General features: G+C 40.7%; 20 protein-coding genes. 14 read left to right on the top strand and 6 right to left on the bottom strand.

The window, feature by feature from the left end; genetic code table 11:
• Positions 1 to 2: 2 nt before the first annotated feature.
• A complete protein-coding gene (gene metL / locus WA256_RS15920; RefSeq protein WP_269408142.1) occupies positions 3 to 2,348 on the top strand; it encodes a bifunctional aspartate kinase/homoserine dehydrogenase II in 2,346 nt (781 codons plus the stop codon).
• A gap of 80 nt (positions 2,349 to 2,428) precedes the next feature.
• On the opposite strand, the gene WA256_RS15915 is transcribed toward metL, so the two are convergent.
• Entirely contained in the window at positions 2,429 to 4,933 is a 2,505-nt protein-coding gene (locus WA256_RS15915) for a penicillin-binding protein 1A (protein ID WP_063528766.1), read from the bottom strand.
• A gap of 132 nt (positions 4,934 to 5,065) precedes the next feature.
• Between WA256_RS15915 and WA256_RS15910 the strand changes: the two genes are divergently transcribed.
• From WA256_RS15910 to WA256_RS15870, 9 genes are all read left to right on the top strand, one after another.
• Entirely contained in the window at positions 5,066 to 6,145 is a 1,080-nt protein-coding gene (locus WA256_RS15910) for a pilus assembly protein PilM (RefSeq protein ID WP_054563334.1), read from the top strand.
• On the top strand, positions 6,133 to 6,705 hold the full coding sequence (locus tag WA256_RS15905; RefSeq protein WP_055021382.1) for a PilN domain-containing protein: 573 nt from the start codon (positions 6,133 to 6,135) through the stop codon (positions 6,703 to 6,705). Before WA256_RS15910 ends, WA256_RS15905 begins: the two co-directional genes overlap by 13 nt.
• The gene (locus WA256_RS15900) at positions 6,695 to 7,300 is read left to right on the top strand and encodes a type 4a pilus biogenesis protein PilO (RefSeq protein ID WP_054563336.1); all 606 of its coding nucleotides are present in this window, start codon (positions 6,695 to 6,697) and stop codon (positions 7,298 to 7,300) included. Before WA256_RS15905 ends, WA256_RS15900 begins: the two co-directional genes overlap by 11 nt.
• Positions 7,297 to 7,833, top strand: coding sequence for a pilus assembly protein PilP (locus WA256_RS15895; protein WP_054563337.1), 537 nt, complete (start codon positions 7,297 to 7,299; stop codon positions 7,831 to 7,833). Before WA256_RS15900 ends, WA256_RS15895 begins: the two co-directional genes overlap by 4 nt.
• Positions 7,820 to 9,913 carry a type IV pilus secretin PilQ gene (locus WA256_RS15890; RefSeq protein ID WP_082401713.1) on the top strand — a complete coding sequence of 698 codons (2,094 nt, stop codon included), beginning with the start codon at positions 7,820 to 7,822 and terminating at the stop codon, positions 9,911 to 9,913. The genes WA256_RS15895 and WA256_RS15890 overlap by 14 nt, the downstream gene beginning before the upstream one ends.
• A gap of 179 nt (positions 9,914 to 10,092) precedes the next feature.
• Positions 10,093 to 10,611 carry a shikimate kinase AroK gene (gene aroK, locus WA256_RS15885; protein WP_036973192.1) on the top strand — a complete coding sequence of 173 codons (519 nt, stop codon included), beginning with the start codon at positions 10,093 to 10,095 and terminating at the stop codon, positions 10,609 to 10,611.
• Between the two features lie 27 nt (positions 10,612 to 10,638).
• Positions 10,639 to 11,709 (top strand): 3-dehydroquinate synthase, encoded by a 1,071-nt coding sequence (aroB, locus tag WA256_RS15880; protein ID WP_130167274.1) that lies wholly within the window; start codon positions 10,639 to 10,641, stop codon positions 11,707 to 11,709.
• A complete protein-coding gene (locus WA256_RS15875) occupies positions 11,709 to 13,097 on the top strand; it encodes an AAA family ATPase (RefSeq protein ID WP_335992606.1) in 1,389 nt (462 codons plus the stop codon). The genes aroB and WA256_RS15875 overlap by 1 nt, the downstream gene beginning before the upstream one ends.
• Positions 13,098 to 13,150: 53 nt before the next feature.
• A complete protein-coding gene (locus WA256_RS15870) occupies positions 13,151 to 13,993 on the top strand; it encodes a Dam family site-specific DNA-(adenine-N6)-methyltransferase (RefSeq protein ID WP_054563340.1) in 843 nt (280 codons plus the stop codon).
• Here the strand turns inward: WA256_RS15870 and WA256_RS15865 are convergent.
• Together WA256_RS15865 and WA256_RS15860 are read right to left on the bottom strand one after the other, a co-directional pair.
• Positions 13,965 to 14,150: a DUF2970 domain-containing protein gene (locus tag WA256_RS15865; RefSeq protein WP_054563341.1), complete on the bottom strand. Its 186-nt coding sequence runs from the start codon at positions 14,148 to 14,150 to the stop codon at positions 13,965 to 13,967. The genes WA256_RS15870 and WA256_RS15865 overlap by 29 nt on opposite strands.
• Positions 14,151 to 14,155: 5 nt before the next feature.
• Positions 14,156 to 14,452, bottom strand: a complete 297-nt coding sequence (locus tag WA256_RS15860) for a hypothetical protein (protein ID WP_054552801.1) — start codon at positions 14,450 to 14,452, stop codon at positions 14,156 to 14,158.
• A gap of 333 nt (positions 14,453 to 14,785) precedes the next feature.
• On the opposite strand from WA256_RS15860, the gene rpe reads away from it, so the two are divergent.
• The 3 genes from rpe to trpS are packed head-to-tail and all read left to right on the top strand — an operon-like array spanning position 14,786 to position 17,189.
• Complete coding sequence (gene rpe / locus WA256_RS15855; protein WP_054563342.1) at positions 14,786 to 15,472, top strand: ribulose-phosphate 3-epimerase; 687 nt, start codon at positions 14,786 to 14,788, stop codon at positions 15,470 to 15,472.
• Complete coding sequence (locus WA256_RS15850; RefSeq protein ID WP_062565998.1) at positions 15,469 to 16,134, top strand: phosphoglycolate phosphatase; 666 nt, start codon at positions 15,469 to 15,471, stop codon at positions 16,132 to 16,134. Before rpe ends, WA256_RS15850 begins: the two co-directional genes overlap by 4 nt.
• Before the next feature lie 50 nt (positions 16,135 to 16,184).
• Positions 16,185 to 17,189, top strand: a complete 1,005-nt coding sequence (trpS, locus tag WA256_RS15845; protein WP_054552798.1) for a tryptophan--tRNA ligase — start codon at positions 16,185 to 16,187, stop codon at positions 17,187 to 17,189.
• 128 nt (positions 17,190 to 17,317) lie between these two features.
• Here trpS and WA256_RS15840 read toward each other — a convergent pair whose 3' ends face one another.
• Together WA256_RS15840 and WA256_RS15835 are read right to left on the bottom strand one after the other, a co-directional pair.
• Positions 17,318 to 18,208 carry a TraB/GumN family protein gene (locus WA256_RS15840; protein ID WP_335992605.1) on the bottom strand — a complete coding sequence of 297 codons (891 nt, stop codon included), beginning with the start codon at positions 18,206 to 18,208 and terminating at the stop codon, positions 17,318 to 17,320.
• Positions 18,209 to 18,262: 54 nt separating this feature from the next.
• The gene (locus tag WA256_RS15835) at positions 18,263 to 18,454 is read right to left on the bottom strand and encodes a hypothetical protein (protein ID WP_062565996.1); all 192 of its coding nucleotides are present in this window, start codon (positions 18,452 to 18,454) and stop codon (positions 18,263 to 18,265) included.
• Between the two features lie 277 nt (positions 18,455 to 18,731).
• On the opposite strand from WA256_RS15835, the gene WA256_RS15830 reads away from it, so the two are divergent.
• On the top strand, positions 18,732 to 18,977 hold the full coding sequence (locus WA256_RS15830; RefSeq protein WP_055197515.1) for a hypothetical protein: 246 nt from the start codon (positions 18,732 to 18,734) through the stop codon (positions 18,975 to 18,977).
• Positions 18,978 to 18,991: 14 nt separating this feature from the next.
• Here the strand turns inward: WA256_RS15830 and WA256_RS15825 are convergent, their stop codons facing one another.
• On the bottom strand, positions 18,992 to 20,047 hold the full coding sequence (locus WA256_RS15825) for a hypothetical protein (RefSeq protein ID WP_130167278.1): 1,056 nt from the start codon (positions 20,045 to 20,047) through the stop codon (positions 18,992 to 18,994).
• Between the last annotated feature and the right edge of the window lie 7 nt (positions 20,048 to 20,054).

Below are 20,054 nucleotides of genomic sequence, written 5' to 3'. Positions count from 1 at the left end.
AAATGGTAAATATTGTTCATAAATTTGGTGGCTCAAGCTTAAGCTCGGCAGATCGATACCATGCGGTAGCGAACATTGTTCTTGCGAATACTGAGCAGGGCGATTGCATCGTTGTGTCGGCATCGGGTAAAACAACCGATACCCTAGTAAAGCTTTGGCAAAGTTACCAGCAGCAAGATAGCCAAGCTGTTAGCGATATTCTATTGCTTATTGATAATAATCAACGTGCGCTTATAGAGCAGCTACTTACAGGGCAGAATAAACAACAGGCGTTGGCACAGTTAAAAGATGAACTTGCTGTATTAAATGAATTAATTAGTCAGCAGCAGTTACTTGAAGCCCCTTTACTTGCTCATGGTGAAGTGTGGTCGGCGCGGTTATTGGCCGCTTACCTAAATCAGTTAGGTGTTGATGCGCAAGATGTTGATGCAAGGCAGTTATTTACTCTAAATGATGGTCAGCTTTTACATCAAAAAAACCAACAGCAATGCAGTGATGCGATTAGCAGAACACATATCAACGTAGTAACGGGTTTTATAGCAGCAGATTGCCAAGGTAATACGGTGACATTAGGCCGAAATGGCAGTGATTACAGTGCCACCTTGTTAGCGAGTTATACTTTTGCCAAGCAAGTGTCTATCTGGACAGACACACAAGGTGTATTTAGTACTGACCCTCGTAAAGTTAAAAATGCAGTTAAGTATGCCAAGGTGTGCCGCGAGCAAGCTAACTTATTAGCGCGTTTAGGTAACCCAGTATTGCATGCAAAAACCCTGTCGCCGTTAAAAGACACAGAAATCAAATTAGTGGTAAGAAGTAGCTTTGATTGCGATGCAACGCCAACCGAAGTAGTCAAAGAAGGTTACAGTAAAGCAAAGCGTTTTATTACTACCTTAGATAACATCGATTTATTACGGGTTGATAAACTAAGCGGTGGTGAAGTCGGTGAGCTTAGTCAATTAATTCAACACAGCCTGCACCACTTTACTAAAGATGGCGATACGTACTTATTAGTGCCAGGTCAAAGCACTCACCAAGTTGTAAGCCACTTAGCGGGCCGTGCCAATATTGTCGAGTCTAATTTAAGTGGTTGTGCAGTGGTTGCACCAACGGCTGATGTAATTGCGCTGACAGAGCAAGCAACAGCGCTTTTAAAAGAGCAAAGCATTCATCCTCGTTTTGTACAACAAGACGATAACTATGTGTTGATCTTAAACGATCAGGCAATTGATAGTGATGTTTTAACTCTTCTACATGACAAGCTGGTAAATAAAGGCCAAGAGCTTGCTATTATTGTTGCCGGCCTTGGTAATGTAGGCGAAGTGTTTTTATCGCAACTACAAGCTCAGTTTGCTCGTTTATCTGCTCAGTACAAAGTAAAAGTAGTAGCTCTTTTACGCTCTAAGCAAATGCTTTTTAGTGCTAGTGGTTTAAATACCGAAACATGGCAAGAGCAGTGGCATAATGAAGCGCAAAGCTACGACAAAGCTGAGTTATTAGCACGTATCAATGAGCTAGATTATGAGCACAAAGTGGTGATTGATATCACTGCCAGTGAGGCTTTCAGTCAGTTATATCCTGACTTTGTAGAGCTTAACTGTCATTTGATCAGTGCAAACAAATATGCGGGTACCGCAGAAAATAGCTGGTATCAAAACCTACGCACTAATTTGGCTGAGCGAAACTTGTTGTGGCGTTATAACACCAGTGTGGGCGCAGGTTTACCGATTAACTTTGCTTTAGCTGATTTGCAAAATAGCGGAGACAGCATTAACCGTATTGAAGGGGTATTCTCGGGTACTTTATCGTGGTTATGTAGCAGTTACGATGGCAGCGTGCCGTTTTCAGATTTAGTGCTCCAAGCTCAGCAAATGGGCTATACAGAGCCAGATCCTCGTGAAGATTTATCTGGCCGTGATATGCAGCGTAAACTACTGATTTTAGCGCGTGATCTAGGCCTTGATTTAGAGCTAGATGATATTGCTTTGACACCACTTATGCCTGAACAGCTTGCAGCAGGTAGCTGGCAAGATTTTCTTGCAAACAAACAGCTACTCGATGAATTCATGACAGAAAAAGCAGCGCAAGCTGCAGCTGAAGATAAAGTAGTGCGCTACACCGGTGCTATTACACTCGTTGATGGTAAGGTTCAGGCTCAAGTTGGTTTAGTCAATGTTGGCAAAGATGATGTATTAGCCAGCCTTAAACCGGGCGATAACATTTTTGTGATCAATTCACAGTGGTATACAGATAATGCATTAGTGATCCAAGGCCCTGGAGCGGGTAAAGAAGTCACTGCGGCTGGGGTTCATTCAGACCTATATTGGCTGGTAAATAACCTAAAATAATTTTGCTGATCTTAGTTTAAATAGCTAAGCAAAAAGCGCCCAGAAGGGCGCTTTTTTATGTCTTATAGCAACTTAGTTATTTAGAACAACTCTTCCTCTGTGGTGAGCTTTTCTTCAAATACGTCTGTTGGTTGATCAAGTACGTACTTGGTTGGTGCTGTTCCTTTGATAAAGTATTCAAAACGACTGGTATAGTCATTCTTATGGCTTAAAAGACCTGTTGCTAAGTCGATACGAACCGATACCAAACCTTCAGGAAACTCAATAGGTGCTTCTGGCATGCCATCAAGAGCCGCACGCATAAAGTCGACCCATGCAGGTTGCGCGGTTTTAGCACCCGATTCTGCACCAGAGATTTGTGACTTATCGAGGTTACTATTGTAGGTCGAACGGCCAAGGGCTTTTCCAGGGTTATCAAAACCAACCCATACCGAGGTCATCACATTGCGGTTAAAGCCACTGAACCAGGTATCAACCGAGTCATTGGTGGTACCTGTTTTACCTGCTAGATCACGACGGTCAAGGGCCTGTGCACGCCAACCTGTACCACTCCAGCCTGTTTTGTGAGTCCAGCTACCACCACCCCAAATTGCGCTGTGCATAGCTTGCGAAATTAAGAATGCATTTTGCTTTGAAATGATACGCGGAGCACAACGTGGCGTGCTCACACTTTGTGCTTGATCCAATTGGTTATCATCTAATGATGCAAACTCTGGTGTAACAACTTGCTCTGGTTCATCACAGGCCAGTTCTGGCTCTGTTTTGAATAACACATTACCAGCAGAATCCTGAATTTCAGAAATAAAGTAAGGGGTAATTAAGTGGCCGCCATTGGCGAAAGTACTCATCCCGCGAGCTAGTTCAAGAGGAGTGATTGAGGCACTACCTAGGGCCAATGACTCGCTACGATTAATATCACTATTTAAAAAACCAAACTTAAGTAAGTGATCTGCAGTACGTTCAAGACCTACACCACGTAGTAAACGGACAGAAATTACGTTTTTCGATTGAGCGAGTGCACGGCGAATTCGGATAGGGCCATTATAAACCGCCGGGCTATTCTTAGGGCGCCATGCTACACCTTGACTTTTATCCCATTGATTAATTGGTGCATCGTTAAGAATTGAAGCGAGTGTGTAGCCGTTTTCAAGTGCTGCTGAATAAATAAATGGCTTGATATTTGAACCAACCTGGCGTTTAGCTTGAACTGCGCGATTGTATTGGCTTTGTTCAAAGCTGTAACCACCGACAATGGCTTTAATACGACCATCTTGTGGGTCAAGTGAAACAAGTGCGCTCGATGCTTCTGGCACTTGGCTAAGAATGTAGCTTTCATCTGCATTTTTACGCAGCCAAATTTGCGCTCCCGCTGATAAAATTTCAGTAGCCGTTTTTGGTGCGAAACTTTGACGGTAACGGGTAATATATTTGCGTGCCCATTTTAGACCATCCCACTCAACCGTCACTTGTTCGCCGCTTTTTAATAGCACATCAATTGATTGCTCTGCGACATTAGTGACAACACCAGCTAATAGTGGACCAAACTCTTTGACATCTTTTAATTTAGATAAGATCTCTTCTTGGTTAAGTGGACTTTCGTTTTCACTGTCCCATAACTGAGCCGTAGCACCACGGTAGCCATGGCGCATGTCGTAAGCGTGTAGATTATCAACAATGGCATCTTGTGCAGCTTGCTGAATATTTGAATCAACACTGGTGTAAACTTTAAAACCAGTATTGTAAGCACGCTCATGACCATAGCGTTCAACCATTTCAGCACGCACCATCTCAGAGATATAAGGGGCGTACACTTCAATTTCTGCACCATGGAATTTAGCTGTAATTGGTGCATTGATAGCCTCTTCGTATTCACTCTGTGTAATATACTTTTCGGTATACATACGGCCTAGTACAACGTTGCGACGTGCCTTTGCGCGTACAGGGTTGCGAATAGGGTTAAGGGCTGAAGGAGCTTTAGGTAAGCCAGCGATCATCGCCATTTGCGCTAAAGTAAGCTCATTGAGGTCTTTGCCGTAGTAAACTTGTGCTGCTGCACCAATACCAAAAGCGCGGTTACCTAATTCAATTTTATTTAAATATAATTCGAGGATTTCGTCTTTACTTAATATACTTTCAATATGTAAAGCGATGAAGATCTCTTTGACCTTACGAATGTATGCTTTTTCTCTAGTTAAGAAGAAGTTACGGGCAAGCTGCATGGTTATAGTACTTGCGCCTTGTTTCTTTTCGCCTGTAGATATGAGTACAATGGCTGAACGTACGATACCAATTGGATCGATACCAATATGCTCGTAAAAACGGTTATCTTCTGTTGCTAAAATTGCATCGATTAATGGTTGGGGGATTTGGTCTATTGTAACGGGAATGCGGCGTTTTTCACCGAATTGGTTAATCAATAATCCATCACGTGAGAATACCTGCATAGGTGTCTGTAATTGAACGTCTTTTAGAACCTGTACGCTAGGAATATCAGGTTTAACGTAATAGTATAGACCAACTAAAGTGATTAGTCCTAAAAATGAGCAGATGATAATAAATTGTAAAGTTCGCTTTAATAAAATCACTTATATTTTCCCTAAATGGACTCCCAATTAGAATCGGAGACTGCTAGTATATATTGATTAAAAAATGAATAATATTTTTTCAGATAAAAATTATAACTTGTTTATTATTAAAACAAAGGCCAAGTTGCAAACATGCTAAGTCAGCTATTTAAAAAGCCTTCATCTATGATGGTAGGAATCGACATCGGATCGCACTGTATAAAAGCAGTGTTGTTGCAAGAGACAGACGCAGGTTTGCGGCTTGAAGCGTTAGCTATTGAACCTATGCCTAAAGGCGCTATGTCTGAGCGTTCTATTCAAGACATAGAAGCGATAGGTAATGTTATCGCTAAACTAAAAAGAAAAATTCCTAAATCAGTGCAAACCGCAGCAGTAGCTGTTTCAGGTCAAACTGTAATTACGAAAGTGATTTTTATGGATGTATCATTAACAGATGCTGAATTAGAGTCACAAATTGCCATCGAAGCTGATAGTTTAATCCCATATCCACTTGATGAAGTAAATATCGATTTTGAAAAACTTGCCATCAATGAAGCTGATCCAAGTAAAGTGAATGTTCTTCTCTCTGCTGCGCGAACTGAAAGTGTGCAAGCGCGAGTTGGTGCTCTTGAAACAGCCAACTTAAAAGCTGCGGTTGTCGATGTAGAAACTTATGCGCTAAGTCGAGCAATGGATGTGTATTATCAACAATTACCTAGTGATGCATACAATAAATGTGTCGCTGTGGTTGATATTGGTGCTGTGCTGATGCTTGTTAGCGTTGTACAAGAAGGTGAAACAATTTACACCCGTGACCAAGTATTTGGTGGCGACCAGTATACCAATAGCATTGTTGCGTATTACAACAAAAGCTTTGATGAAGCTGAAATTGGTAAAACTACAGGTGATTTACCACCAAATTATACCTTCGAAGTTTTAGCCCCATTCCAAACTTCATTATTGCAACAAGTTCGTCGTGCAGTGCAGATGTTCTTAACAACCAGTGGTAAAGATCAAGTTGATTACATTGTCCTGACTGGCGGCACTGCTATGATCGAAGGCTTAGATAGGCTCCTAATTGAAGAGCTAGGCATTCACACTGTTGTTGCAGAGCCATTTGCTAACATTGAAATTTCGCCAAAGATTGATCGCAATATGTTGCAGCGTCACCGCACTCAATTTGCGATAGCCACAGGATTGGCATTAAGGAGCTTTTCATCATGCCACATATAAATCTGCTGCCTTGGCGCGAACAACAAAGAAAAGACTCACAAAATAAGTTCGTCACTGTGTTGTTTGGTGTTGTTGTTATTAGCTTCTTAAGTATGTATTTACTAAGTTCTTTTTATGGCGGATTACGCGATGGGCAAAATGTAAAAAATAACTTTTTGAATACAGAAATCGCTTTATTGAACCAACGTATTCGTGAAATTAACGAACTTGATAAGAAAAAAGAAAACTTACAACAGCGTATGCGTCTAATCGAAGAGCTACAAAGTAACCGTAACCTAGGTACACAAATCATGGATGAAGTCGCCAAGATTGTTCCTGCTGGGGTTTATTTAACGAAACTTGAACGTCGTGATGACCGCATTCATGTAATTGGTCGCAGTGAATCAAATAACCGTTTATCTACCATGCTGCGTCAAGTTCAGAGCTCATATTTATTAGAACGACCTATTATGCAAGGTATTGTCGCAGGTGAACAAACCTCAAGATTATTGAGTGACTTTAATATGGATTTTTACGTTAAACCATTTGATCAGATAGGTGAGGCACGCAATGAACCTTGATATCAAAGCGTTAACAGACATAGATTGGAATGAAATTGAGCTTGAAAACATGGGCGATTGGCCTATTGCTGTTAAAGCTCTGTGCTGTGCGTTTGTGGCTGCGCTGGTTTTATACTTTAGTTACAGCTTATTAGTTTCTGACGAAATCGCCAGTTATCACAGTGCCGTAGCCAAAGAAACTGAGCTACGCCAAACATATAAAGCAAAATATGCTATTGCGAGTAATTTAGAGATTTATCGCCAGCAAATGGTTGAGATGGAAGATAAGTTCTCGCAGCTATTAAAGCGCTTACCAACCTCGAACGAGACACCTGGTTTGTTAGACGACTTATCTTACGTTGGCACTACTAGTGGTTTGACATTTTTGAAAATTGGCTGGTTACCTGAAGTTGAAAAAGAGTTTTATACAGAGCTGCCAATTAAAATAGAAGTCGTCGGGACGTACCATGAATTTGGTGAATTTGTTGGTAAAGTTGCTCAGTTACCGCGAATTGTAAGTTTGCATGATTTTACAATCCAAACTCTCGGCAATAATGAACTCACTTTTAGTGTTGTTGCTAAGACTTATCGATATGAAGGGGGCACTAAAAAATGAAAAAGCTTCCCTTAATTATTGCCATGACACTTGTACTTAGCGCGTGTAATGATGATACTTCAGAACAAAAAGAGTTTATTGATCAAGTTAAAGCAAGTACAACACCTAAAGTTGAGCCGATTCCTGAGATCACTAAGTTCGAGCACTTTGCTTATAATGCCGGAAAATTACGTAGTCCATTTGTGGCGCCTAAACCGGAAATTATTCAGAGCAATTTAGTGCAAGTTAAAAACTGCTTACACCCAGACCCTGATCGTGTTCGTCAACCACTTGAAAAATACCCGCTAGATAACCTTGTTATGCAAGGAACTATTGGCCGTGTTGGTAATACGTGGGCGCTGATAAAAGCTGCAGACGATACGCTTTATCGAGTTACTGTAGGTAATTATATTGGTTTGTATCATGGTGAAATTAAACAAGTGCACGACAATTATATAGAATTATTAGAATTAATCCCGGATGGGGCTGGTTGTTGGAAAGAGCGCCTGACTAAGCTAGAAATGTTAGAGGCGGAAACAAATGGTGCAAGTTAATCTTATGAAAGGTAAAAAGAAGATGCATAAAGGAATGGCTTGGTTAAAACACATGCATAAATTCATGTTAGCTGCATTAGCCTTAATTTTGACGCAGACAGCAATCGCTGCCCCTTTACTGTATGACGTACGTTATAACCCGCTAATGAAAGGCGAAACACAATTACAGCTAGTATTTGATGAAGCGCTAACATTTGAACCAAAAGTTCAGGTATATAACGCCCCTGCTCGTATTGAAATGCTTTTCAGCAATGTAGGTGTTGATAATGAAGTGCGTGATGTGCCAGTTAACCAAGCAGGTATCCAGCATGTAACCAGCACCTTGACCGCAGACGGTTTAAAAGTTGTTGTAACGTTAGATAAGCTAAAAATTTATAAAACAATGGCGAAAGACAATATCGTTACTTTGCATGTTTCAGATAACCCAATCGCAACGGATGATTCAGCGGATGGACTGACAGCGTCTAGCAACTTTATTAATACAGTACAGTCGATTGATTTTCGCCGTGGTGAGAAAGGCGAAGCTCGCCTGTTAGTTTTTTTACAAGATACGCAAGCAGCAATTGATGTTCATGAGAGTGGCGGCAAAATTATTGCTGAGTTCCACCACACTGATATTTTAGACGACTTATTGTATCAATTAGATGTGATGGATTTTGGTACGGTTGTAAGTAACATCGAAACCTTCAAAGAAGGTAATATGACGCGCATTGTGGTTGAGCCAAATGCAGCGTTTAAGTTTACTCACCAACAAATTGAAAATATCTTTACGCTAACTGTTGAAAAAGATGATACACAGCGTGCCTACCTCGAAGGCGGTATTGAATATCAAGGTCGCCCAATGAGCCTTAACTTCCAAGATATTCCAATTCGCTCTGTGCTACAGATTATTGCGGGCTATAACGAGTTTAATTTAGTAACCAGTGACTCAGTTACAGGCAATATCACATTGCGTTTAGATGGTGTTCCTTGGGATCAGGCACTTGATGTTGTGCTTAAAATTAAAGGTCTTGATAAGCGCATGGACGGTACTATTTTGATGGTTGCACCATCAGAAGAGCTTGCCGCACGTGAAGCAAAAGAGCTTAAGGCAAAACAGCAAGTTGAGGATTTAGAGCCACTTTACAGTGAATATATCCGCCTTAACTATGCTAAAGCAGAAGAGTTTGCTGACTTATTGAAAACAGACACCAACAGCATTATTTCTGCGCGAGGCAGTGTGTCTGTTGATAAACGTACTAATACCTTACTTATCAAAGATACAGCGAAAAGCATTGAAAGCGTGCGCCGTATGGTGGAAACCTTAGATATTCCTGTTAAGCAAGTGGTGATTGAATCACGCATGGTAACAGTGAATGATAATGTGCAAGAAGACTTAGGTGTGCGCTGGGGTATAAGCGATGTAGGTAGCGACGGTGCTATCTCTGGCACATTAGAGGGCGCTGGTGGCATGTTTGGTGCTGGCTCTTACGATAATATCCCAAGTATTTCTGACCGCTTAAATGTTAACTTACCGGTTTCTAGCCCAGCGGGTAGTATTGGTGTTCAAGTAGCTAAATTAGCTAACGGCACAATATTAGATTTAGAGTTAAGTGCCCTTGAAGAAGAAAACCGTGGTGAGATTATCGCAAGTCCTCGTATTACGACGGCTAACCAACAAAAAGCCCGTATTGAGCAAGGTACTGAGATCCCTTACGTTGAAGCAGCATCAAGTGGTGCAACGACAGTAACCTTCAAAAAAGCAGTATTGAGCTTAGAAGTAACGCCACATATCACCCCTGATAACAAAGTGATTTTAGATCTCGTTATCACGCAAGACACGCGTGGTGATACAGTACAAACACCAACAGGTTCTGCTGTAGCAATTAATACCCAAGAAATTCAAACTCAGGTATTAGTAGAAAATGGCCAAACTGTGGTGCTTGGTGGTATCTTCCAACAGCAAATCGTTAACTCAACTAAGAAAGTACCTCTGTTAGGCGATATTCCTTACTTAGGAGTATTGTTCAAAAGTACGAGTGAATTTAACGAGAAGAAAGAGCTGTTAATCTTTGTAACACCAAAAATTCAAATCGATTAAGTGATTTTTTCTTAAGCAACGAGCAATTAGCATGTTTAATTGCTCGTTATCTAGCTTTTTATGCTAATTGACTTGAAATACCCAAGCAATTACTGAGATAATCCCCTCCTTAATTTTGGGGCCAGGTCGTTAGGCGGGGTTTTATTTCAAATTTTAGAGTTCGTTTGTACTAAAAAGATATGGCTGAGAAACGTAATATATTTCTAGTGGGCCCTATGGGGGCTGGCAAAAGCACAATTGGTCGTCACATTGCTGACCAATTACACCTTGAATTTTTCGATTCAGATCAAGAGATCGAGCGTCGTACTGGAGCAGACATTGCTTGGGTATTCGATCTTGAGGGTGAAGAGGGCTTTCGACTTCGTGAAGAAACTGTAATTTCAGACCTAACTGAGATGCAAGGTATTGTTCTTGCTACTGGTGGTGGTTCTGTGATCAGTAAAGAAGTGCGTAACAAGCTATCAGCTCGCGGTATCGTTGTATACCTAGAGACACCAATCGAAAAGCAAGTTGCACGCACGCAGCGCGACAAGCGTCGCCCATTATTGCAAACAGAAGAAGCACCGCGTGATGTATTAGAACGCTTAGCTGAAGAACGCGAACCGTTATACAAAGAAGTTGCTGATTTTGTTGTCCGCACTGATGAGCAAAGCGCGAAAGTTGTTGCTAATCAAATCATCGAGAAATTAGATTTTTAAAAACCAATAATAAAAAGGAAACTAGCTATGCTTGAATTAACAGTTAATTTGGACGAGCGAAGTTATCCTATTTATATTGGTCAATCTGCTCTTAAAGAGACTGGTCGGCTACGCGAGCACATCGGCGATTGTCGACCTATCATTATCACCAACGACACCATTGCACCTTTATATCTTGATGATGTAATGACGTCTTTGGCTGATCTTAACCCGTTATCTTTTACCATCCCTGATGGCGAACAATATAAATCACTTGAGTGGTTTGAAAAGATATCGGCGTTCTTACTTGAACATAACTGTGGTCGTGATACTTGCCTTATTGCCTTAGGTGGCGGTGTTGTAGGTGATCTAACGGGTTTTGTTGCTGCATGTTATCAGCGTGGCGTGCCTTTTATTCAAGTACCAACTACCTTGCTTTCTCAAGTGGATTCATCGGTTGGTGGCAAAACGGCAGTAAACCATCCACTTGGTAAAAACATGATTGGTGCGTTTTACCAACCACAAGCAGTATTTATCGATACGCAATCACTTCATACTTTACCTGAGCGTGAATTCGCAGCAGGTATGGCTGAAGTAATTAAATACGGCCTCATTTACGACACAGAGCTATTTGCTTACCTAGAGCAAAATATCGCTAATCTTAAATCACTTGATGAGCAAACATTGCAGCATGTGATTTACCGTTGTTGTGAAATCAAAGCCTTGATTGTTGCGCAAGATGAAAAAGAAGCAGGTCTACGCGCCTTACTTAACCTAGGGCATACCTTTGGTCATGCTATCGAAGCACAAATGGGTTACGGTAACTGGCTACACGGCGAAGCCGTTGCGGCAGGTATGGTGCTGGCAGCACGCCTTGCACATACCCGTGATGACTTAACTACTGCAGAAGTTGAACGCATTGTTAAATTGATTGCTGAGTATGATTTACCAGTCGATATTCCGGCAGAAATGACAAGCGAGCAGTTTTTAACGCACATGCGTAAAGATAAGAAAAACAAAAAAGGTACGATTCGCTTTATTCTACCTACTCAATTTGGTCAATGTGCGCTGGTAAGTGATGTTACTGATCAGCAGGTTTGTGATTTAATAGCGCGCTAATGCAATCGCAAATATTGCCTAGCCGTGCTGCGCTAGTTGATCGAATCGCTCTGCAGTTTGAATATGGGCAAAATCTAATTTGCTTACTTGGCCCGTCAGGCCTTGGTAAAAGCTATTTATTAGAAACCTTCATTACTGATAAATACCTCGACTTTAATAAAGCGTTTGTTCAGTTGTCTGGAAAAATGACCGACCAACAGTTTATGACTGAACTGTTAGAACAAAGCTTTAGCAATCCGCTAATTGATCATTCTTTAAGTTTGTCTGAAAACTTCTATCAACTCTATAAGCAACAGCCTTGTGGTGATTGTTTATGGGTGATTGATGGAGGGCGTCATTTATCTGAAGAGTTAATTCAGCAATTAGAAATTCTTGCCAAGCAAAGCCCGAGCACGTTATACATATTGATTGCATCACAATCGGTCGGCCAGTTTAGCCAAGCGGTCGAAATTCACCTTGAAGCGCTTAACTTGAGCGAAAGTAAGCAACTTATGCGTTGGTTTTTCGATAACCTCCCTGTTGAAGAAGACCCAGTTTTTCGCACATTTTTACAAGAAGCGCATGGTAACCCTGCCTTATTGCTAGCTTGGCAGCCTGAACAGCAAACTGCGGATATTCGTACACCCGAGAAAAGCTATAAACTGCTTTATTTAATTTTGCTCTTAATCACAACCATGCTGTTGATCATTGGCTTTTTATATAAAGCTGATATGACCGAGTGGTGGAAAGCACATTACCAACAAGATACAACAAGCTCTGTGGCAACAGCATTACCTGCAGAAGCAGTAGTTAATGGCCCTGAGCTCGTTACAGAGCAAGCTCAAGATGGGCCTCAAGCCGAGCAGCAAGTTGATACTAATGATGATGACAACACGACTCATGCAGCTAATTTACCAGCTGGTAGCTCTGACAATAAAAAACCTGAAAATGAAAACCATAACAATAACGTGGCTGCGATTGTTGATAGCCTCTTGCCAGCAGAGCCAGTTACACAAGAGACTGAGCAACCAACGACAGATGAAGTTGTAGCAGCCATTATCAGCGATGCTGAGCAAGCTGAGTCTGCAATTGAAGCAGAGCAGCCATTAGTGGGGAATGCGTGGTATTTGTCTCAGCCAGACGACAATTTTGTAATCCAATTACTAGCGGTCACTAAGCAAGAGATCAGTGATAAGTTTATTAATGAAAATGGCTTGCAAGGGCAGGTAAATACTTACCAAAGCTTACGGAGCGGTAAGCCGTGGTGGATTGTCACTTATGGCAGTTATGCCACACTGAATGAGGCTAAGAAGGGCATAACAACACTTTCTGATAATGTGCGTAAAAATCAGCCGTTTTATAAAAAAATAAGTAAAATTAAGCAAGAAATCGCTTCACTAAATCAGTAAATTAAAACTGATTAGTGTAAAATCGCGCAACACCGAATTGAAGTTAAGAGCAGATGCAGCAAAAGACCAGAGCCTTCCTTAAATGGGCGGGTGGAAAATACAGCCTAGTTGAAGATATTCGTACCCGCTTAAAGCAAGCGAGTATGGATGCTGACACCTTAGTTGAACCTTTCGTTGGTGCTGGCTCTGTATTCCTCAATACTGATTTTAAGCATTATATTTTAAATGATATTAATGCGGATCTGATCAACCTGTACACCGAGCTAAAGCGAACGCCTGACGAATTTATTAGCGATGCAAAAAAACTATTTGTAGAGCTCAATAACCATCCTGAAGCCTATTATGAGTACCGTGTTCAGTTTAATCAGAGCAGCGATGTGTATGAGCGCGCAATTTTATTCTTATACATGAATCGTCATGGTTATAACGGTCTGTGCCGCTACAATCTTAAAGGTATTTTTAACGTTCCTTTTGGTAAATATAAGCGCCCGTATTTTCCTGAAAAAGAAATGCACTTCTTTGCTGAAAAAGCCCAGCAAGCAACCTTTACGTGTTTAGGTTATGACGAGGTCTTTAAGCTTATTCCTAATAATGCGGTTGTGTATTGCGACCCACCTTATGTGCCTTTGAGTAAAACAGCATCATTTACTTCTTACGCTAAAGGCGGTTTCAATTTAGATGATCAAGCAAACTTGGCGAATTTAGCTGAGCAAGCAGCATTCGAAAATAACACGCCGGTACTTATTTCTAACCACGATACAGTGTGGACTCGTAAAATTTACAGCCAAGCATCACTGGATGAAATTCAGGTAAAACGCACGATTAGCCCGAAGGGCGGTTCACGCAATAAAGTGAATGAGCTAATGGCTATGTATTTAGCACCAAAGAAACGGTGAAATAAATCGCTGCGACAAACAGGCTGAATAAAACGAGGGCAATGACGATAATAGTACTGAGCGAATGCTCTTTAAAGTCAGCTTGACGCTTATTTTCTGATTGCACACCAAAAAATGCCGCAAAGACACTTTGTAATGCACTAATGAATTTGTTCATGCGATTTAGAACTTAGAACCTAAACCGCTAACTTTCTTTGACTCTTCACTACTTGTTAATAACTCAAGTAAATCAAGATAATGGAACTGAGCGCTGCGGCTATCACCCGTTAACCAAGAAAACCATCCTGTTTCTTGTTCTGCTTTCATACATTGAGCAGAAGATGATGATGCGTTAAGCGTATTGCATGAGCAGCCAGACGCCGCTGCTAAAAAGTCGTCTTCATCAGCAGATGAAAAAGATACAAACGCAGCAACCGTAAGTGCGGACGCGATTAAGATCCCTATTTTAAAAGCACGCATGAGAATAACCCTTGTTTGTGTTATTTAGACAAGCATACATAACAATTGCTCAAATAACAAACTTAATTACGGCTGAATTAAATAAAAATTTAATAAAATTAGTCTTTTAAAGTAAATTTTATGTTTATATTTTGTTTCATTTAAATGCATTTATGCAAGCAGCTGAATAGAACGATTGTTCAATTTTTGATTAAATTTACATTAATTCAATAAGCTAAAAGGATTAGCCTTGAGTAATAGCGTTTTAACAGTTAGCTGTGGTGTTTTAATCAGCTGTCGATTGGGTTACATTATGCGCTCTTCTTGCAGTCGCAAATTATGATGGAATCTCTCATGTTGGAAACATTACAAAAGTATTTAATAGCCCCTTCTATTTTATCAGCTGACTTTGCCCGTTTAGGTGAAGATGTTGATCGTGTACTCGCAAGTGGGGCAGATGTTGTACATTTTGATGTGATGGATAACCATTATGTGCCAAACCTAACCTTTGGCCCAATGATTTGTAAAGCACTGCGCGATTACGGTATTACAGCCCCGATAGATGTGCATCTTATGGTTAAGCCTGTCGATCGCCTAATTCCCGACTTTGCTGAAGCAGGCGCTTCTATTATTAGCTTTCATCCAGAAGCTAGCGAGCATATTGACCGTACCTTGCAACTTATAAAAGACAGTGGTTGCCAAGCAGGGCTTGTATTTAATCCTGCAACCAGCCTTAGCTACCTTGAGCATGTGCTCGATAAAGTTGATGTAGTGCTATTAATGTCGGTTAACCCTGGCTTTGGCGGCCAAAGCTTTATTCCTCATACCCTCGAAAAGCTTCGTCAAGCGCGTAAAATTATTGATGACTCAGGTCGCAATATTCGTTTAGAAGTTGATGGTGGCGTTGGTGTTGATAACATTGCTGAAATTGCAGAAGCGGGCGCTGATATGTTTGTTTCAGGCTCAGCGATTTTCAATCAACCAGATTACAAAGCGGTTATCGATGCGATGCGCAGCGAGCTTGCAAAGGTTGAGTCATGAAATACGATGCGGCATTTTTCGATTTAGATGGCACCTTAGTCGACAGTGTTTATGATTTATACATTGCGATGAATCTGACTCTAACTGACCTCGCATTTCCGGTTGTTACACAAAAGCTAGTTGAGAGCTGGGTAGGTAATGGCATAGAAACACTTGTAAAGCGTGGTTTAAGTGGCGATATGCAAATCAGTGAGCATTTAGATGAAGCCCTTACTGAGCGTGCAATTAATTTGTTTTATCAGCACTATGACCAAGTTGTAGGTGACTACAGTGCGCTTTATCAACATGTAGAAACTGGGCTTGCTGCACTTGCTGGTATTCCTAAAGTGGTGATCACCAATAAGGCACGTCGTTTTACCGAAAAGTTACTTGATAAGCTTTCACTGACTAGTCATTTTCAGTTGATTGTATGTGGTGATGATATGGCAAAGAAACCATCACCTGAGCCTTTACTATTTGCTTGTCAGCAATTAGATGTCAGCCCAGCCAAAGCGGTTATGATAGGCGACTCAAAAAGTGATATTTTGGCAGCAAAAGCTGCTAAGGTTGATGTTGTCGCACTCAGTTATGGCTATAACCAAGGTGAAAACCTCGCTGATTTCAATCCAGAGTACCTCTGCGAGAATTTCTTAGATATAATACCCGTTCTTACCCAAAGGTAAGTGCATTTTAATTTCGTCTTTTTAGTTTAGTAAAAATATAAAGGAACATCATGAGTAAACCAGTAGTGTTAAGTGGCATTCAGCCAACCGGTGGTATGACAATAGGCAACTATGTTGGCGCTATTAACCAGTGGCTTAAGCTACAGGAAGACCACGAAAGTTTCTTTATGTTAGTAGATTTACACGCCATTACTGTACGCCAAGATCCTGAGCAGCTACGCTCGCGCGTGCTTGACGGTATTGCGCTTTATGCTGCATGTGGTATCGACCCAGAAAAAGCGGCGTTATTTGTACAATCTCAAGTGCCAGAACATGCACAGCTTAGTTGGGTTTTAAACTGTTACGCTCAAATGGGTGAGCTTAACCGTATGACGCAGTTTAAAGATAAGTCTTCTAAGCATGCGAATAACGTTAATGTGGGCTTGTTCTCTTACCCTGTACTGCAAGCTGCAGACATCTTGTTATACCAAGCAGATCAAGTGCCAGTGGGTGAAGATCAAAAGCAACACCTTGAATTGACACGTGATATCGCAACACGTTTTAACAACCTATACGGTGACGTGTTCAAATTACCTGAGCCTTACATTCCTGAGTTTGGCGCGCGTGTAATGAGCTTACAAGATCCGCTCAAGAAAATGTCTAAATCAGATGAAAATCCAAACGGTTACATCATGTTATTAGATGAGCCGAAGAAGATTGAAAAGAAACTGAAGAAAGCTGTAACCGATTCAGACGAGCAAGCTCGTATCTACTTTGATCGTGAAGAAAAACCAGGTGTATCAAACCTACTTACTTTATTATCAGTCGCAACTAAGCGCTCAATTGAAGACTTAGTGCCTGAATATGAAGACAAAATGTATGGTCACCTGAAAAAAGACACTGCAGCAGCGGTCGTTAATATGATTGAGCCAATCCAAGCGCGCTTTAAAGAAATTCGCGAAGATCAGTCACTACTTGATAGCATTATGAAGTCAGGTGCTGAAAAGGCGAGTATTCGCGCTGAAAAAACATTAAAAGCAGTCTACGATGCGGTAGGTTTTATTCCTCGCCCGTAAGCTTGCACAAATTATTGAAATAAAAATACCGCTATAAAGCGGTATTTTTTTATTAAAAACTCAGCACAATTAAAACAGTAAACAAGCAGATAAGTGCGGCAGCGGTTTTGTCTGTTTTTTCCATTTTTTTACTCCTCATCAGCGCTCAACTGTGCAATCACGTAGCCTTTACTTTCTAACAAGGCTAATAGGCTATCTTCACCGGCCAAATGAGCAGCGCCAACAAGTACCAACTCTTTTTGCTGATCAGTAAAGTAATCCTCAATATGATTAAGCCAATTCAAATTACGTTGCTTAATGAGTATTTGGTAGGTGAGGGGATCATGTTGTTTTAATGGCATGATAGTTAGCTCATTCATTGCGTGCATATCGCCATTGCGCCATGCATCAAGCATTGCACTGTAAAGCGCTTGGTAACTTGATACTTGAGCTAACTGTGACTGAATAAAGGCATCTTCGTCTTGGCTGCCTAATTGCTTAAAAAGGTGTAATTGAAATGCCAAGGTTTCGAGGAAAGCTAATTCTTTGCTGTCTTGTTTGGCTCGCTTTGCGAAATAGCTATCAACACCTTCACCGAAAAGCTGTTGCTTTTGTAGTTCTAGCGACATCATCAGCAAGCTCACCATAAAAGGGCGAAAGCTGTCGAGTTCGCTAAGTTGCATATCGTATTGAGTAAGCTGTGCTTCTAATTGTTTTTTTACTGTTGCAGAGAGCTTACTACTTAATGTTTCACCAGTTTGGTAGCTTAGTGCTTTAAGCATAGTAAGTTGTGCTGAGCTATTACTTGGCGCTGGCATATCGGCTTCAAGTACTAGGGTATCGGCTTGTTTATATGCTTGATTAAATTCGGCCGGTAGCGGTAGTTCCTTGGTCGGTAAAACATGAATTGACCCGGCAATGTAAATAAATTCATCACCTTTACTTACCTGCCAAACGGCACTTTTTGCATTACAAATACTCGTTGTTAACAAGCATGATGCAGCAATTGTTGAGAGCAGTAATTGAGTTAGTTGTTTCATTCTTTTAGCCTGTTAATTGAAAAAGCTTGCCCAATGTTCTGGGCAAGCAGGGCATTACTTGTTGAGTTTTAACTCAATTTGATGGTCAACTTTTTTGTTCATTTGCTCGATAGAAACCTCGATAGATATCTCAAGATGTTGTTCTAATTTTTGAGTATCTTGGCTATTAAATAAGGGGTTTGGCAGTGTAACAACAAGCGTGCTTACTGCGAGTATCGACACTATTTTTAAAGCTGAGTTGCTCATAACTTTATTCTCTTAATTGGTTGATTAGTTTTATCAGCGAAGCAAAGTTGGTTGGTGGCCCGTTGATGGAAACTACAATAGCGAGGAAAGTTGCTTGAGTCGCTTATCTAGTTCTAAGCGATTTATATATAAGGTTTTAAAATGTTAACTTAAATATTTTCAATAGTTTAAGTGTAATTCTTATGAGAGGAAATAAGGTTTTAAATCATTTTATTTTTGTGTTTTTGCCTATTGATGATAATTTGAATGTAGCAAATAGGAGCTTGGAGGCTTTGATATGGGTTTTAAAGTAAAACATTATGCGGCTAAAACTGTACCTGCGAATAGCTCATTAGAATGGGAGCTAATTTTAACCGAACTGATTATTGGTAGCCTTTGTGCTGCATTCGCAAAGATCGGCTATGATGCTACTATGTTACTTATTTTTATACCTAATTTAGTAATCGCCTTAGTTTGCTTTGGTTTTATTGGGCTTTCGATATTTCATTTCATAAGAGAAAAACGCAGTAAGCCAAGTGAGTAGTATAGATTGCTGCGCTATTTTTCTACAGGGGTAACGCCTGGCGAGTCACAAGCAATGACTTCAAATCGATAGCCATACTCAGCATGGTGATCAGGGGTTACTTGCACTATTTCGTAATCATTCAGCTCAACGGCTTTACTGTTTTCTGCTTTTAAACAGCGTGAATAGCTATCGGCTTCAAAGCTGTAAGCAAACATCGCAATTAAACGTTTGCTACGCTCAAAGTAACCTTTGGTATCTAGAAACTGACGAAGGTTTTCGGCGGTTTCACTGTCACCTTCTATATTGACGTCTTGGTTAGGGGTTGAGTTTTGTGTACTTTCAGGAAGTTGTTGTTCGAGTTTTTCACCGAGTTGTTCGACTGCTTTTTGCTGCTCTTCACCTGATTCTTTAGCAATAACTTTGCTATCTAAAAAGGTGCTAACCATATTATCGAGTACTTCTTCAGGTGGCTTATCATCAAGGAACGAAATTAGGTTAATAAAGACCACTGACGCTAAAACAAAGCGCACGATGGCAGTTAACAGTGGTGAATAGCTTTGACTAATAAACTTAACTCGCTCAGAGCCAAATGGCTTTATTAGCAATAAAACAAAGATATAGAAGGGTAAAAAAAGTTGAAATAACAATAAAGTACCTAAGGTTATTCCCATTGCCCAAGGGGGTAAATATAACAGGGTTGCAAAGTTATGGGTGTAGTTAAAATGACTGGAAGACACATGAGTTACATCATTAACTATGCCGCTCGCACCAGCTAATACAAAATTAGCGATACTGGCATAGAAGATTAAAATCAGTGCTTTGCCGGCAAGAGAGTGCCAAAGTTGGTTAAACTTAGGCCAAAACTCAATAACAAGCGCAATAATGGTGATGGTGGCACTTAACCAGCCCGATTGCAGAACAATCAGGCTGCTTAATGCTAAAAGATAGAGCTTTTGTGCGGTACTTAAGTTAAACCAAATGGCTTGTAATCGTTCGACCAGCCTCGTTTTATGAGGCTGCCAGCTCCGTTGCTGTTGTTGAAACTGTTTATTAGCGCGCCATTTTGCAATTTTTAAATACCTACGCACGCAATAT

The sequence above is a fragment of the Pseudoalteromonas sp. CH_XMU1449-3 genome, assembly GCF_037027245.1.
In the GTDB taxonomy this organism is placed as follows: Bacteria; Pseudomonadota; Gammaproteobacteria; order Enterobacterales; family Alteromonadaceae; genus Pseudoalteromonas; species Pseudoalteromonas shioyasakiensis.
The sequence above is the reverse complement of the archived record's forward strand: the minus strand, read 5'-3'. Positions and strand labels throughout refer to the sequence as shown.

Coding starts and splice junctions, on each gene's coding strand:
- WA256_RS15870 (WP_054563340.1), top strand. CDS start 13,151: ATGCAGCAAAAGACCAGAGCCTTCCTTAAATGGGCGGGTGGAAAATAC.
- WA256_RS15905 (WP_055021382.1), top strand. CDS start 6,133: ATGCCACATATAAATCTGCTGCCTTGGCGCGAACAACAAAGAAAAGAC.
- WA256_RS15840 (WP_335992605.1), bottom strand. CDS start 18,208: ATGAAACAACTAACTCAATTACTGCTCTCAACAATTGCTGCATCATGC.
- WA256_RS15875 (WP_335992606.1), top strand. CDS start 11,709: ATGCAATCGCAAATATTGCCTAGCCGTGCTGCGCTAGTTGATCGAATC.
- WA256_RS15865 (WP_054563341.1), bottom strand. CDS start 14,150: ATGAACAAATTCATTAGTGCATTACAAAGTGTCTTTGCGGCATTTTTT.
- WA256_RS15830 (WP_055197515.1), top strand. CDS start 18,732: ATGGGTTTTAAAGTAAAACATTATGCGGCTAAAACTGTACCTGCGAAT.
- WA256_RS15860 (WP_054552801.1), bottom strand. CDS start 14,452: ATGCGTGCTTTTAAAATAGGGATCTTAATCGCGTCCGCACTTACGGTT.
- aroB (WP_130167274.1), top strand. CDS start 10,639: ATGCTTGAATTAACAGTTAATTTGGACGAGCGAAGTTATCCTATTTAT.
- aroK (WP_036973192.1), top strand. CDS start 10,093: ATGGCTGAGAAACGTAATATATTTCTAGTGGGCCCTATGGGGGCTGGC.
- WA256_RS15835 (WP_062565996.1), bottom strand. CDS start 18,454: ATGAGCAACTCAGCTTTAAAAATAGTGTCGATACTCGCAGTAAGCACG.
- metL (WP_269408142.1), top strand. CDS start 3: ATGGTAAATATTGTTCATAAATTTGGTGGCTCAAGCTTAAGCTCGGCA.
- trpS (WP_054552798.1), top strand. CDS start 16,185: ATGAGTAAACCAGTAGTGTTAAGTGGCATTCAGCCAACCGGTGGTATG.
- rpe (WP_054563342.1), top strand. CDS start 14,786: ATGTTGGAAACATTACAAAAGTATTTAATAGCCCCTTCTATTTTATCA.
- WA256_RS15910 (WP_054563334.1), top strand. CDS start 5,066: ATGCTAAGTCAGCTATTTAAAAAGCCTTCATCTATGATGGTAGGAATC.
- WA256_RS15900 (WP_054563336.1), top strand. CDS start 6,695: ATGAACCTTGATATCAAAGCGTTAACAGACATAGATTGGAATGAAATT.
- WA256_RS15890 (WP_082401713.1), top strand. CDS start 7,820: ATGGTGCAAGTTAATCTTATGAAAGGTAAAAAGAAGATGCATAAAGGA.
- WA256_RS15895 (WP_054563337.1), top strand. CDS start 7,297: ATGAAAAAGCTTCCCTTAATTATTGCCATGACACTTGTACTTAGCGCG.
- WA256_RS15850 (WP_062565998.1), top strand. CDS start 15,469: ATGAAATACGATGCGGCATTTTTCGATTTAGATGGCACCTTAGTCGAC.